A 14,107-nucleotide genomic window follows, 5' to 3' on the forward strand; every position below is an offset into this window, starting at 1 on the left:
GCTGCGGTGGTCGGCGCCGGTGTCCGCTCATGGGCTGGGATCACTGTCCTCTCGGTACGAACTGCGATGTCTCATGGGGGCCGTGGGGGCGCGGACCACCGGGAACCATCCTGGTTGCATCCGGCGCGCCGTACGGACTCGCGTCCGCTCCGCCGCCTTCGTCCGGCCGCTGCACGAGCCACTTCAGGAGTGGCCCCCTCCCCCGGCGGACCGATTCGGCCGCCCGCTTGGAAAGAGCCAACTCGGCCGAATGTGTTACACCTCGGCCTCGCAGAACGGGACGAATCACATGAATAGGGCCATCAACCGGGCGGTAACAAGGCCGCCCAGTGGGTCGGCCGGCAGGCGAGCCGACAGACGGGCAGGCAGGCACGTCACGGTGCCGCTCTCTCCGAGGTGACGCGGACGGGATCCGCCGCGTCCACCACACCGCGGTACCGGTTACGCTGCCGCCCCGGCGCTCACTCCACCCCGAAGGCCCGGCCGGCGCGTCTCAGGCCGGTAGCCACTTCACCACCGCCTCCCCGTGCTCGGAGGTCTGCGCGTAGAACGCCGTCAGCCGCTGGTGCGCCGCCGCGAAAGCGCCTCGCGTCTCAGGCTCCGCGGTCGCACCGCCGTAGCGCGGCAGCAGTTCGTCGCGGGCGAAGATCCACAGCGCGTCGAAGTCGGCCATCGTCAGGAATGAGGCCACCCGGTGCGCCTGGGCCGCCGTCAGCACCAGGAACGGCGGTTTGTCCCGGTCGGGATGGAACACCGGCCGGCCGCCGAGCACCACCTGGGACCGGGGCCGGTCGTCCGCGTGATGCGGGGAGGCGCCGGCCGCGTAGAGAAGCTCCTGATCCAGGTGACAGCTGTCCAGCACCTCATCGTGGTGCTGGACGAACAGGTGCCGGGCGTTCTCCCGATCACCCTCGAAGAGTCGTTCAAGCCAGGCCGCACTGTTGCGCAGTGCCGGGGGCGGTACCGCTCGCAGATGGAAGTACGTGCTCATCACAGAAGGAGCGCACGGAGGCGCCCGAACATCACTCCGCCCGGCGGACGACCGTTCCGGGAAGATCCGTCGATCTTGGTGCCGACGCGGCCGGGGGCATTCTGCGCCGGTTGCCGGAATCCCGGGGGCGGAGTGACGGATCGGCCCCTGACCTCGCTTCTCCGTGTGTGACGACAGAGCAGGAAACCAGACCTCATGCCGCCGCCAAGCCCGTGCGGTGGGCGGCGGACACGGTGGCGACGATGCGGGAGGGGGCGCGGCTGCATCTCGACTACTCGGCACCGAGCCTGTGGCGCGTCGACCGCATGATCGACGACCTCCGGCGGGAGGAGACGCCTTTGGCCGCCGTGGAGAGCGTGCTGCGCGGCTTCGGGGCGTACGCGGGTGAGGTGATCATCCGCCAGGCGGACGCCGAGTGGTGGGCGGCGGGCGACGACCACTGGATCCGCACCGCCGACGGACGGCTGTGGGATCCCATAGCCGAGGCCACCCGCTGCTTCGACGGACTCGGCTCGCTGCGGCTGCTGTGCCGGGACGCGACCGCGGGCTCACCCGAACCCAAGGACCGGCGGCCCTGATGAGGACCGCGATCCTCGCCTGACGTCGATCCCCCGATCCCCACCGACGTCCCGCCCGGTGTCCACCGACGGTCCGTCGTGCAGGGGGGCGGCCGGAACCTCGTGCAGTGGACGGGGTCCCGGCCGCCCCGTCCCACCCCGTGCCGCCCTCGGGGGGAGTCAACGGCGGCACGGAGCAGGACCCGGGACGGGTCGCTTGCGGTGCCGGCGTCCCGCCGGACGACTGCCTCCGGCCGGTCGGGCGCGAGCCCGGCACCACTCACACAGCGCACGACCGACACGAAACATCACCCCCGGAACGGCGTCGGCCGTACGCCGCCGTACGAGCACCGGGCTCGCGGGGCGCCGGCGAACGGTCGCTCGTCCCGGACCCCGCGCGGACACGTCGCCCCGAGACGGCCGGATTCCTCGAACTGCCGTACCGGCGGCCCGTAGTGGCGCCGTTCGGCGGGCCGCAGCAGCGCGGCGACGACCTGGCAGCACTGAGGCGTTGTGACACTTCTGTGAGAACTGGCGCTGGTCACCATGGGGGCCGCCGATGCGACCGGAGTGCGTCGGACGGTACGGACTCGCTATGAACCGGTGCGAACGAGGACAGTCTTGGGCCAGGGACGACAACCCCGGCGCGTGCAGCCGCACGACGGGGAATTGGGCGCGGCGGTCGCGCGGGCCCAGGACGGGGACGAGGCCGCTTTCGCGGTCGCCTACCGGATCGTGCAGCCGGGCCTGCTCGGCTACCTGCGGGGACTGGTCGGCGACGAGGCGGAGGACGTGGCGTCCGACGCCTGGCTGGAGATCGCCCGTGACCTCGGACGGTTCAAGGGGGACGGGGCCGGTTTCCGCGGCTGGACGGCGACGATCGCCCGGCACCGGGCACTGGACCATCTGCGCCGCCAGCGCGTGCGGCCCCGGCCGGGAGCGATCGAGCAGGACGTACTGGACCTGCCCGGCCCGCACAGCACCCACGATCAGGCCCTGGAGTCCCTCTCCACCGAGCGGGCCCTGGAACTGGTCCGCGGGCTCCCCCGGGACCAGGCCGAGGCCGTGCTCCTCCGGGTAGTGGTCGGCCTGGACGGTACCGCCGCCGCACGCGTCCTCGGCAAGCGCCCGGGAGCGGTGCGCACCGCCGCCCACCGGGGCCTGAAACGCCTCGCCCGCCAGTTGGGCGTCGGCAGCGAGGCGGGAGAGGGTGTGACGGATGAGACTTCCCGGACGCTGGGGGAGTCGGAATGAACGACGGCGGCGGCAGTGAGCCGGCGGACGACTACCAGAACCCGGCAGTACCGGATGAATCAGATACGCCGGACAGGGAACGGAAGCGCGACATGGGTGAACGGCTGAGCGGCGACGGACCTCCGGGCCGCCGACGTATGCACCCGGGTGACGCCGTGTCCGGATCATGGGACGCGTGGGACGACGCCGCGCTGGAGACGGTGCTCGCCGCCGCGATGCGCGAAGGCGATCTCGACCCCGACGCCGAGCAGCGGGCTCTGGCCGCCTTCCGGACCGCCCAGGCCGCGGGCACACACCGGGCACGTACCCGACGCCGGGACGACTGGCGGGTGCCCGGGGAGCGGCATGCCGGACGGTCCCTGAAGACGACCTTCGGCGTGGTGTTCGCGAGCCTTGCCCTGGGCGGTGTGGCGGTCGCGGCGATCGGGTCGGCCGGTTCGTCCGCGGCCGGTGCCGGCCGAGGGACCGCTCACCCGTCGACGGTCGCCCCGCACCGGACGGGCGGTGCGGCCTCGCCGGCCTCCCCCGGCGGCCTCGGACCGCAGCACGGCTCGGTCACCGGCAAGGAGACCGCGGCCCATTGCCGCGCCTACGAGCACGTCAAGGACCGCGGCAAGGCGCTCGACGCCACGGCCTGGCAGCGGCTGATCGCGGCTGCGGGCGGGAAGGACAACGTCGCCGCGTACTGCGCACGGGAACTCACGGAGGCCACGACCGGGTCGGGCAACACGGGCAAATCCGCCGGACATACCTCAAACCCCGGCAAGGGTGGCACGGGGAACACGGGCGCCTCCGGCAACGGCTCCGGGGGCGCGAACAGCGCGACCGGGAACGGGCAGACCAGCGGCGACAAGGGCAACGGGAAACACAAGTAGCCCTGCGCCCGTGGCCGCACTTCGCCGACCGCCCTATGCCTCTGGCCCTGCGCTTATCGCCATTCGCCGTTCGCCGTTCGCCGTTCGCCGTTCGCCGTTCGCCGTTCGGGGTGAGCTGCCCTCCCATCCACTCCCCCAAAGACCTCAGCTCGCCTCTTCTTTCCCCGGGTGGTGTTTGTGCTCGGGGCCGTCCTTCGGCTGCGCATGGCGCTCGGCCCGCCGGGTGGCGGGGTCTTGGGTCTGCTGGGCGCCGTGACGGGCCTCTTCCTGCCAGTCGGACTCATGGAGTGCCCAAGTCCGGGTGACGGTGCTGCCGTCCAGGGAGCTCGGGGAGTGCCGGGCGTCACGGGACGGGTCCGTGACGGTCGCAGGGCCGTGGGTCTCCGAGGGAGAGCCGGAAGGCGCTTGCGCCGGTGGGACGCCCCGCTTTGGCGTGTTCTCGGCCAACGTGGTGGACGGATGCTGTGTGGATCCGGGTGCCCCCGAGGCGGCCCGGTCGGCGCCGTAGTCACCCCGGTCGGCGGAGGCGGACAGGGTCGCCCCCAGGACCGCCGTGAGGACCGCGGTGCCGGTGACCTGCGCCAGGCGACGGGAGCCGCCTCGTACTCGGCCCGGTCGTCGGTGGGTGACGGGCTCTGGTGACGGCCCCTGGATCGTCCGTACGGCCCGGATACGGCGGCCGCCTCGAACCGCTTGCCGCGCGGCCGGCCATCCGGCCCCGTCTCCGCTCCTGATCCCGGCGGCCTGGGCGGTGGCCACGTCGGAGAGGTGTTCCGCGGATGGCACCGGGACCGGGCCGTGGGAGAGGGCGGACAGCGCCTCGGCACACTCGCCGGCGGTGGGACGTGCCTCCGGGTCCAGTGCCGTCATGGCGCTCAGGAGGTGAGCCAGGTCCGGGCGCACCGAGCAGGGGATGTCGGGCCGTCGGTGGAGGCGGGCGATGGCGGCCTCCAACGGGGTGCCGTCGTACTCCAGTTCTCCCTTGAGGCATTCCAGCAGCACCAGGCCGAGCGCGTAGATGTCGGCGGCGGGCCCGATGCCTTTGCCGAGGACCTGCTCGGGGGCCAGATACGCCGCGGTGCCGATCAGCGCGCCGGAGGCCGTGTGCCGTGTGGCGTTCATCATCCGGGAGATGCCGAAATCGGCCAGATGCGGGTTTCCTGCGTCATCCAGCAGCACATTCGACGGTTTGACGTCACGGTGCACGATGCCGGCGGCGTGCACATGCGCGAGTGCGCCCGCGAGGGCGGCGCCCAGTTCGGCGGCGTGTCCGGGTGTCAGGAGCCCGCTCGATATACGCCGGCTCAAGGTGGGGCCCTTGACCAGTTCCATGACCAGATAGCCGAGGTCCTTGTGCCGTCCCGCGTCGTAGACGGTGACCAGCCCCGGGTGCTGCATGCGTGCCAGCAGGACGGCCTCGTCGGCGCAGCGCTCCTCCATCTCCTGGTCGGCGCCGGACCGGAAGACCTTGACGGCCACCCGCCGCATGAGGCGGAGATCCATCCCCTCATAGACGTCGGCGACGCCTCCGGTACCGATTTTCGCGTCCAACCGGTACCGGCCGCCCACGACATCGGCGGACACGCGGAGTGGAGACGGCACAGGTGATCGGCAGGCCCTCATCTGGTCTCCGTTACTGTCGCTGCGAGCAGGGTCCGAGCATCGAAAGGCTTTTCGCCGTGTACCCGCTGCGGCTCCGTGCATCCACCCAGATCGGGATCGACGGTCGAATCCGGGCCATCCGCGGGGCACCGGGGGCGGCGTGAAGGCGGTCGCCACGATCCTGACGCCGCAGCACGGGATCGTCCCTGCGCTCGTCGGCGGCACGGAAAAGGACCACAGCGGACGGCGTCCGGCCACAGCCGAGAACGGCTGTGGCCGGACGCCGTGGTGCCGAGCTGCCCGTCGGCTCAGTAACGGTCGAGGATCAGCTGGGTCTTGAGGATGTCGCCGTGATACAGCCAGCCGTGCGAGTCGGCCACCGAGAGGGCGTCGGCGTGCAGATCGGCGGCGTCCGCGTAGTCGTCGGTCTTGAACGAGAGCTCGACGACGTACTCCGTGCCGGTCCCGCTCGCGCCGACGACGGGAAGGACCTCGATGCTCGCGTCGTCGGACCACTCCCACGCGCCCGACCACACCTGCGAGGTCACCGGGCCGTAGGCGCGGGAGGCCTTGAGAGTGTCCGAACCCCAGTTGTTGGAGGACCAGTCGTCGAGCTTGCCGGGGATGTCGTTGACCAGCCAGTTGCGGCCGGTGCCGGCGGAGGGCATCGAGGTGCCGGAGTAGCCGCTCACGCTGTGGCTCTTCTCGTTGCTGAAGCTGAGGGTCTGCTTGGCGTAGCCCCAGTCCACCTCGGCGTCGTAGTTGGTGTCGCTGCTGTCGAAGCCCTCGTCGTTCGCCTCGTCCAGAGCGGCGTCGATGTCGCTGCCGACCACGGGGAACCGCTTCTTGTACGACTCCTCGAAGGACGAGCCCGACTTGTGGCGGAGGCGCACGTCCCAGCCCTGCGCGTCGAGGTCGAGCGCGTTCGTGTCGAAGTACTCGTAGGACCGGGCCTTGGCGGAGCCGGTGATGCCGAAGGCGGCCTTCACGGCCGCGGTCGGGTTGTGGGAGGAGTCGAGCGCTGCACCGGTCAGGTTGATCTTGACTTCGTAGGTCGGCACGGCGTTCGAGTCGGCGAACGCCGCCGGAGCGGGGGCGAGCACCGCCACCGTGGCGGTGAGGGACGCGACCAGGGCGATGGCCGGAGCGGTGAGCAGGCGATGGGCCCGCAGGGAAGCAATGCGCATGCCAAGAAGGTCTCTTCGGCGCATGAGCAGCAGATGGGCTCCCGGTAGGGAGGGCATGAAGTCGCGACGTCGGATGCGGGACGTGCACTCCTGCGCCGCACATCCGGGCCCTCGTCGCACCTGATGCTCTTTCAGGTGTGGTGCGGGTTACGCCAGTTGGTCAACTTCCCGTCACTCGATCACTGCCTCCCCGCAAGTCTTCCTTGTTGCGCCGGACATGTGCCCTTACGAAGCTCGCCATTCGTGCATCCCGCAAGGAGAGGCACGGACTAGGAGGAACAGATGTCTCGTCTGAGGATGGCGACCGCCGCAGCGACCGCTCTGGTGCTGTCGCTGACCGGCAGCAGCCTGGCGAGCGCCGCACAGACGGCTCACGGCGGCCAGGGTCCGGTGCTCAAGGCACGCGCCGACCGTTACACGGCCCACGCGGGCCGGACGTTGACCGTGCACGGGCGCGGCTTTCTGGCCAACGACAGCGGCAAGCCGGCGACCCTCGTCTCGCACACCAGGACCGCTCACGGCACCCTGACGGTCGATCAGGGCGGTTCGTTCAGCTACACCCCGGACCCCGGATTCACCGGCACCGACAGCTTCGACTACACGGTCAGCGACGCCGTCCGGCTGTACCGGACCCACCTGCCGGCGCTCGCCACCGTCGGCGGGGTGAAGATCTCGGGCGGCGCCTACGGCTCGTCGCTCTACCAGGTGCCCGGCTCGAAGAACGAGTTCTACGGGATCACCGACCGCGGCCCGAACGTGGACACCCCCGACGGCCGCAAGGCGCTCCCGCTCCCGGACTTCGTCCCGACGCTCGCCAAGATCCGTCTCGTCGGCACCAAGGCCGAGGTCCTCAAGACGATCCCACTGCGTGCCGCCGACGGCACCCCGTACAACGGGCACGTGAACACCCAGGCGAACACCGGTGAGTCGCTGATCGACCTGGCCGGCAACGCGCTGCCCGCCTCGCCGTACGGCTACGACCCCGAGGGCCTGGTCGTCATGCGGGACGGCACCTTCTGGGTGTCCGACGAGTACGGGCCGTTCATCACGCACTTCTCCCGCGACGGCCGGGCGATCGAGCGCCTCTCCCCGTTCGACGGCTCGCTCCCCGCCGAACTAGCCGCCCGGGTGCCGAACAAGGGCATGGAGGGACTGACCATCACGCCCGACGGCAGCACGCTCGTCGGCATGATGCAGTCCGCGCTCCAGCAGCCCGACCTGCCGGCTGGCGTCAAGACCAAGAACGTCACCGCGCTGCGCATCGTGACGTACAACCTGCGCACCCACGCGACGCACGAGTACGTCTACCTGCTCGACGACCCGAAGGTGAACAGCGGCGCGGTCAGTGAGATCACCGCGCTCAGCAACACCACCTTCGCCGTGGACGAGCGGGACGGCAACATGGAGCCCGGCGCGTTCAAGAAGCTCTTCAAGATCGACATCAGCGGCGCAACCGACGTCGGTCCCTCCGCCAAGGTGCCGGGCGCCACGTACGACGCGGCCAAGGGCGGGCTGCTCGTCGGCCCGAACCACCAGACCATCGACGCGTACGTCGGCGACGGCAACACCGCCACGGCCCAGGCCGCGCTGAAGGCGGCCGGTGTCACCCCGGTCACCAAGAGCTCGTACCTGGACCTGGGCGCCCTGGTCACCCAGCTCGACCCGACCGGCGGCTTCTTCGGTCACGACAAGGTCGAGGGCGTCGCCACCACCGACGGCGGCCGCACGCTCGTCATCAGCAACGACAGCGACTTCGGCGTCGACGGCGTCTCCAACACCGCCGCGCCGTACACCCTGCACTCCAAGATCCTCCCTGACGGACAGCAGGACGACGGCGAGTACCTGGCCGTCGACACCACCAAGCTGCCCGCCGGGACCAGCACGGCCACGGTCACCTTCACCGTTCGGTGACGGCACCCCGTAACAGCGGCTGAGGGCGCCCCGGCACCGCCACCGGAGTCGCACGACCGTCCGCGCCCGTCGCACACGGGCGCGGGGCGGCCGTGCGACTCCGGGCCGCGGGCGGTCACCGCCGGCGCGCGCAGATGCAGGCAGCCCATCAGGCGGTCCGCTTGCGTGCCGCTGTCTTCTTCGCAGGCGTCTTCTTCGCCGTGGTCTTCTTCGCAGGCGTCTTCTTCTGCGCGGTCTTCTTCGCCGCCGTCTTCTTCGCCGTCGACTTGGCGGACGTCGTCTCCTTCGACGCCGTGGCCTTCGACGCTGCCGTCGCCTTCGCCGGAGCCGTCTTCTTCCCCGCGGACGCCGACTTCGCCGTGGTCCTCCCGGTCGTGCTCTTCTTCTGCTCCGTCTTCCCCGCCACGGCCTTCTTCGTCGTCGCCGTCGACTTCTTGCCGCCGACCTCCTTCGGCGCCGTACGCGCCGCCTTCCGGGTCGGCAGGCGTCTGACCTCGGCTTCCTCGGCCTCCCCCGCCTCCTCGCTCGCCCCCGCGCCCCGTGACCGCCGCGCCGCGTGCACGCTCTTCTCCAGGGCCGCCATCAGGTCCAGGACCTTGCCGCCCTCCGGTTCGGGCGCCGACGGGAGCTCCTTGCCCTCCGCCTTCGCGGTGATCAGCTCCTCGAGTGCCGCGCGGTACTGGTCGTGCAGTTCGTCCACGTCGACCTCGCCCAGCGTGTCCATCAACGCGTCCGCCAGGTCCAGCTCCTTGTCCCGGACGGTGACGCCGCTGTCCGGAGCCACCTCTTCCGGCGCCCGGATCTCGTCCGGCCACAGCAGCCCGTGCATGCCGAGCACGTCGTCGACCGCGCGCACCATGCCCAGGCGTTCCCGTCCCCGCAGCGCGTACTTGGCGACGGCCACCTTCCCGCTGCGCCGCAGCGCCTCCCGCAGCAGCGCGTACGGCTTGGTGGCCGGAGCGCCGTTCGCGGAGAGGTAGTACGCCGTGCCCAGTTGGAGGGGATCGATCCGGTCCTCCGGTACGAAGGCCATGATCTCGATCGTCTTGGCGGTCAGGAGGGGGAGCTTCGCCAGGTCCTCGTCCGTGATCGGGATGACCGTGCCGTCCGCGTCCTCGTACCCCTTGGCGATCTCCGACGGCGGGACCTCGCGGTCCTCCAGCTCGCAGAACTTGCGGTAGCGGATCCGGCCGTCGTCCGGCAGATGGATCTGGCGGAAGGAGATCGAACGGTTCTCGGTGGCGTTCATCAGCTTGACGGGGATGCTGACCAGGCCGAACGAGATGGTGCCGTTCCAGATGGATCGCACGTGCCGCGCCCCTTCTCCATGGATATCGGCCGATTTCGTGGGATTCTCATCGTATGACGCCGATCACAGAGGTGGAGGGGCGACGGCTGGCCGTGAGCAATCTGGAGAAGGTGGTCCATCCGGCGACCGGCTTCACCAAGGGCGAACTGCTGCACTACTACGCGACCACCGCGGACGCGCTGCTGCCCCACCTCCACGATCGTGCGGTCTCCTTCCTGCGCTATCCGGACGGGCCGGACAGCCAGGTGTTCTTCACCAAGAACGTGCCGCCGGGTACGCCCGACTGGGTCACCAGGGCCGAGGTGCCGCGCTCAGAGGGCCCGGCCCGCATGGTGGTGATCCAGGACCTGCCCAGCCTGATGTGGGCGGCCAACCTCGTCGCCGAACTCCACACCCCGCAGTGGCGTGTCCAGGCGCCCGACGAGGCGGACCGGCTGGTCTTCGACCTCGACCCGGGGGCACCCTCCACCGTCGTCGAGTGCTGCGAGGTCGCCCTGTGGCTGCGCGAGCGGCTCGCGGCGGACGGGATCGAGGCGTACGCGAAGACCTCGGGTTCCAAGGGACTGCACCTGCTGGCGGCGGTGGAGCCGACGCCGTCGCGGCAGACGACGGAGTACGCCAAGCGGCTCGCCGTGGAGGCGGAGAAGGCGATGTCCCGGCTGGTCGTCCACCGGATGACCCGCAGCCTGCGGCCCGGGAGGGTCTTCGTGGACTGGAGCCAGAACGCGGCACGCAAGACGACGGCGGCGCCCTACACGCTGCGCGCCCGTGCGGAACCCACCGTGTCGGCGCCGGTGACGTGGGAGGAGGTGGCGGACTGCGGATCCCCCGGCAGCCTTGTCTACCGCGCGCAGGACCTCGCCCCGCGCCTCCAGGCGTACGGCGACCTCCTGGCCCCGCTCCTCGGCCCCGCCCGTGCCGCGCCGGTGCCCTGATCCGTCACACCCTCGACCAGATGCGCCGGTCCCGGGCCATCGCGTGCAGGGCCTCGACGTCCGCGGGCTTCAGCATGCCGCCCAGACGGGCGAGGCCGGTGAGGTCCGTGACGTTCAGGACGCGGACCTCGCGCAGCAGGTCGGCGACCTCCAGGCGGGCGGGCTCCACCAGGACCAGGACCGGATGGACCTCGGCGGTCAGCGCGTAGGACGCACGATCCGCGTCGGCACGCACCCGCCGCAGCAGCGGCAGCGGCTCGTGGCGGCCGACCGTCACCAGCGGATCGGCGACGTGGACGCGCTGTCTGCGGGCGTGCAGCGCGCGCACCGCGAAGATGCCGCCGGGCCCGATCGCCAGGTGGTGGATGCGGTCCCCGCCCGGCAGCGGCACCGAGTGCAGGGTGTGCCAGCCCGCGCCCTCCAGCGCGTCGAGGGTCTCGCCGACCGTCTGCTCCGCGGCGAGGGCCCGGCGCCTCGGGTCGGGGCGCAGCCGGTGCGCGGGCCCGGGGTCGCGGTCCAGGGCGACCAGCAGGGCCTCGCCCGGACGGTTGGGTGCGAGGTCGTCGTCCGGGTGGAGGGTGAGCCGTGCCAGCTCCGCGGGGGTGGGGACAGGGGGTGGTCCCACCGTCACAGGTCCGGTCAGAAACGGGCCCAGCGCGTCGAGCACGTCCTGCCGCAGATCCTCGCTGAGCAGGTTGACGCGGCCCGCGTCCCGGTCGTACCAGGCGACGTTCCGCCCGTCGGCGCCGCACACGTACAGACGTTCCTGTCCGTGGCGCCAGGTCGGTACGACGCGCAGTCCACTCATGCACCATCACCCCTCGACCATGGGAACAGGCGGGGTGCTCCAGGGGCAAGAACCCGGCTACCTTTGTGAGCAGTTGGGGAGTCGGTGGGAGGCACTGTTGCGGACCCGCAGGAAGCAACCCGATGTTCCCGCTCCGGACAGCCCGTGGAGCGAGATCGTGCCCGGCCTGTGGATGGGCGGCCACGAGTACGCGGGACGGTCCGGGCAGCTGGAATTCGCGGTGGTACGCGATGAATTCGATCTGGTGCTGACCTTGTTGCGGCTGCCCGGGCACGGGCCGGACGAGGGGGTCGAGCACCATGTGTGGCCGATTCCGGACGGTCCGCTCGACGGGACCCAGATCGCGGGAGTGATACGACTCGCACAGACGGCCGACGATGCGCTGGAGGACGGCCGGCGGGTCCTCGTCCGCTGTTACCACGGGTACAACCGCTCGGGCCTGGTCGTCGCGCAGGCGCTGGTCCGCGCTGGTCACAGCGCCGACGAGGCGATCGGGATGATCCGCGCCCGCCGAGGGCCCTGGGCGCTGCACAACGAGCTGTTCGTGGAGTACCTGCGGGCCGGTCTGGACACGGCCCGTCTCCTGGAGGAACTCGCGGAGTGAAGTCGCCACCCGGCCATAGAGTGAGCAATCGGCCATCAGGCGACCAAAAGGACGTACTCCGTGTTCTCCAGCCGTCGTGTGTGCGCAGTCCTGTGTCTCGCCGCCGGTGCTCTGCTCCTGGCGGGGTGCGGCGACTCCGGTGCCCTGCGCGGGGCGGGCCCCACCGCCACCGCCGTGGGCCCGGAGCGGCTGTGGCCCCGGCTGCCGCCCGCCTCCGCGCCGGCCATCGACTACGGCGTCGCACAGACCCAGACCGTCAAAGGCGTCACCGTTCCGGGTGACGACGTCCACCGGGTCGATCCGCTGGCCGTCGTCCGCGCCGAGGTGGCCGCGCACCCGGAGGCGTACGCGGGACCGCACGCGGTGTACGCCACGACGCGCGAGCGGCTCCAGGAGTGCGGCACCAAGGACGGACAGGGACGGTGTCCGCTGCTCCGGGCCTACTACCGCGATCTCACCGGGGACGGAAGGGACGACATGGTGCTCGGCATCCGCTTTCCGGGCGAGCAGCTGGCGGTGCGTGTGGACACCGTGGAGAACCACCGGCTGGTGCAGGTCATGGGCACCTCGGACAGTGTGATCAGCGTGGAGCTGGCGGGCCGAGACGTGATCATCCGTTCGCCGTCGACCTTGCCGGGATACGCGTTCCGCACGGTGTGGGCCTGGGACCCGGCGCAGCGCGCCATGCTGGCGACCAGGGACGAGATCCTGCGGGTGGGCACCGCACCACCGCGGCGGCCCATTGCGGCCGGCCCGCCGAAGAGCGCCCGATGATCTCCGTGAGACGGCCCGTGGGGCGGCTGACCCGCTGGACGGCCACCCTCACCTGGAGGGCGGCGGCCTTCATCGCCGTGATGTGCTGTGGGCTCGCCGCGCTGCTCGGTGTCCTGGTCCACGCCCAGGTCACCGACCGGACCGTCGGCGAGGCCCGGAGCCGGGCGCTGGCCCGGCTCACCGATGCGGCACGGGCGTACCAGGCGGGCGACCGGCTGCCGCAGAGTGCGGGCCTCGATCTGCCGGGGCTGCCCGAGCAGCTGAGGAAGCTGGCGACGGGCGGGCGGCGCGGCACGATGGTCGGCACCGGCGGTCCCCGGCCCACGATGTGGGCGGCGGGCCCGGCCGACGGCGGCCGGGTGATCGCGGTGCGGCGCAACTACGCGCAGGGAGCCCGCATCATCGCCGCACTCGACCGGGCGATCCTGTGGTCCTCGGGCCTGGCGATCGGCGCCACGCTGCTCGTCGGGATGTTCGCGGTGACCCGGGTGACCCGGCGGCTGCAGACGACGGCGCAGGTGGCCCGGCGGATCAGCGCCGGCGATCTGGACGCGCGCGTGGACGACCCCCGTGCGAAGGACCCGACGCGCCCCAAGGACGAGGTGGCCGCGGTCGCCGGGGCTCTCGACACGATGGCGGCCACACTGCAGGGCAAGCTGCTGAGCGAGCAGCGGTTCACCGCGGACGTGGCGCACGAGCTGCGCACCCCGCTGACCGGGCTGCACGCGGCCGCGGAGCTGCTGCCGCCCGGGCGGCCGACCGAGCTTGTGCGCGACCGGGTGGCCGCGCTGCGCACGCTCACCGAGGACCTGCTGGAGATCTCCCGCCTGGAGGCGGGGAGCGAGCGTCTGGAACTGGACATCGAGCGGCTCGCGCCGCTGGCCGAACGGGTGGTGCGGGCCTCCGGCACGAGGACCGAGGTACGGGTGGTGCGCGACGCCCGTGTGGAGACCGACCGGCGCCGGCTGGAACGCGTCCTCGGCAATCTGGTGGCGAACGCGCACCGGCACGGGCGGGCACCGGTGGTGCTGACCGTCGACGGCCCGCGGGTCACCGTACGGGACCACGGAAGCGGATACCCCGACTATCTCCTGGCGCACGGACCGCAGCGCTTCCGCACCGAGCGCGGCAGCAAGGGGCACGGTCTCGGGCTGACGATCGCGCTGGGACAGGCGGAGGTGCTGGGCGCCACGCTGGAGTTCACCGACGCGCCGGACGGCGGGGCGGTGGCCACGCTGACGCTGCCCGGACCGGAAACACAAGGATGTACCGGAACGAGCTGATTGGGCCGATATAACAG

The 14,107-nt window shown here is 71.5% G+C and carries 13 protein-coding genes; 8 read left to right on the forward strand and 5 right to left on the reverse strand.

Going from position 1 to position 14,107, the window contains the following annotated elements:
• Window positions 1-493: 493 nt before the first annotated feature.
• Window positions 494-991 carry a DUF1877 family protein gene (locus ACQEXA_RS20665; protein WP_359401064.1) on the reverse strand — a complete coding sequence of 166 codons (498 nt, stop codon included), beginning with the start codon at window positions 989-991 and terminating at the stop codon, window positions 494-496.
• A 167-nt stretch (window positions 992-1,158) separates the two neighbouring features.
• Between ACQEXA_RS20665 and ACQEXA_RS20670 the strand changes: the two genes are divergently transcribed.
• From ACQEXA_RS20670 to ACQEXA_RS20680, 3 genes are all read left to right on the forward strand, one after another.
• Window positions 1,159-1,569 carry a hypothetical protein gene (locus ACQEXA_RS20670; protein ID WP_359401061.1) on the forward strand — a complete coding sequence of 137 codons (411 nt, stop codon included), beginning with the start codon at window positions 1,159-1,161 and terminating at the stop codon, window positions 1,567-1,569.
• A gap of 600 nt (window positions 1,570-2,169) precedes the next feature.
• On the forward strand, window positions 2,170-2,802 hold the full coding sequence (locus tag ACQEXA_RS20675) for an RNA polymerase sigma factor (RefSeq protein ID WP_432932431.1): 633 nt from the start codon (window positions 2,170-2,172) through the stop codon (window positions 2,800-2,802).
• Window positions 2,799-3,677 (forward strand): hypothetical protein, encoded by an 879-nt coding sequence (locus tag ACQEXA_RS20680; protein WP_432932429.1) that lies wholly within the window; start codon window positions 2,799-2,801, stop codon window positions 3,675-3,677. The genes ACQEXA_RS20675 and ACQEXA_RS20680 overlap by 4 nt, the downstream gene beginning before the upstream one ends.
• Window positions 3,678-3,821: 144 nt before the next feature.
• On the opposite strand, the gene ACQEXA_RS20685 is transcribed toward ACQEXA_RS20680, so the two are convergent.
• Together ACQEXA_RS20685 and ACQEXA_RS20690 are read right to left on the reverse strand one after the other, a co-directional pair.
• Window positions 3,822-5,261: a protein kinase domain-containing protein gene (locus ACQEXA_RS20685; protein WP_432932427.1), complete on the reverse strand. Its 1,440-nt coding sequence runs from the start codon at window positions 5,259-5,261 to the stop codon at window positions 3,822-3,824.
• Between the two features lie 326 nt (window positions 5,262-5,587).
• Window positions 5,588-6,466, reverse strand: a complete 879-nt coding sequence (locus ACQEXA_RS20690; RefSeq protein WP_432932425.1) for a hypothetical protein — start codon at window positions 6,464-6,466, stop codon at window positions 5,588-5,590.
• 282 nt (window positions 6,467-6,748) lie between these two features.
• On the opposite strand from ACQEXA_RS20690, the gene ACQEXA_RS20695 reads away from it, so the two are divergent.
• Window positions 6,749-8,377: an esterase-like activity of phytase family protein gene (locus ACQEXA_RS20695; protein WP_432932423.1), complete on the forward strand. Its 1,629-nt coding sequence runs from the start codon at window positions 6,749-6,751 to the stop codon at window positions 8,375-8,377.
• Window positions 8,378-8,525: 148 nt separating this feature from the next.
• Here ACQEXA_RS20695 and ACQEXA_RS20700 read toward each other — a convergent pair whose 3' ends face one another.
• Complete coding sequence (locus tag ACQEXA_RS20700; RefSeq protein ID WP_432932421.1) at window positions 8,526-9,686, reverse strand: Ku protein; 1,161 nt, start codon at window positions 9,684-9,686, stop codon at window positions 8,526-8,528.
• Window positions 9,687-9,739: 53 nt separating this feature from the next.
• On the opposite strand from ACQEXA_RS20700, the gene ligD reads away from it, so the two are divergent.
• A complete protein-coding gene (gene ligD / locus ACQEXA_RS20705; protein ID WP_432932419.1) occupies window positions 9,740-10,621 on the forward strand; it encodes a non-homologous end-joining DNA ligase in 882 nt (293 codons plus the stop codon).
• Window positions 10,622-10,625: 4 nt separating this feature from the next.
• On the opposite strand, the gene ACQEXA_RS20710 is transcribed toward ligD, so the two are convergent.
• Entirely contained in the window at window positions 10,626-11,429 is an 804-nt protein-coding gene (locus ACQEXA_RS20710) for a nuclease-related domain-containing protein (RefSeq protein ID WP_432932417.1), read from the reverse strand.
• 97 nt (window positions 11,430-11,526) lie between these two features.
• On the opposite strand from ACQEXA_RS20710, the gene ACQEXA_RS20715 reads away from it, so the two are divergent.
• The 3 genes from ACQEXA_RS20715 to ACQEXA_RS20725 are packed head-to-tail and all read left to right on the forward strand — an operon-like array spanning window position 11,527 to window position 14,090.
• The gene (locus ACQEXA_RS20715) at window positions 11,527-12,033 is read left to right on the forward strand and encodes a protein-tyrosine phosphatase family protein (RefSeq protein WP_360995508.1); all 507 of its coding nucleotides are present in this window, start codon (window positions 11,527-11,529) and stop codon (window positions 12,031-12,033) included.
• Between the two features lie 60 nt (window positions 12,034-12,093).
• Window positions 12,094-12,807 (forward strand): hypothetical protein, encoded by a 714-nt coding sequence (locus ACQEXA_RS20720; protein ID WP_432932415.1) that lies wholly within the window; start codon window positions 12,094-12,096, stop codon window positions 12,805-12,807.
• Window positions 12,804-14,090 carry an ATP-binding protein gene (locus ACQEXA_RS20725; protein WP_432932413.1) on the forward strand — a complete coding sequence of 429 codons (1,287 nt, stop codon included), beginning with the start codon at window positions 12,804-12,806 and terminating at the stop codon, window positions 14,088-14,090. The genes ACQEXA_RS20720 and ACQEXA_RS20725 overlap by 4 nt, the downstream gene beginning before the upstream one ends.
• Window positions 14,091-14,107 lie beyond the last annotated feature (17 nt).

The sequence above is a fragment of the Streptomyces sp. CA-106110 genome (genome assembly GCF_050936285.1).
Lineage (GTDB): Bacteria > Actinomycetota > Actinomycetes > Streptomycetales > Streptomycetaceae > Streptomyces.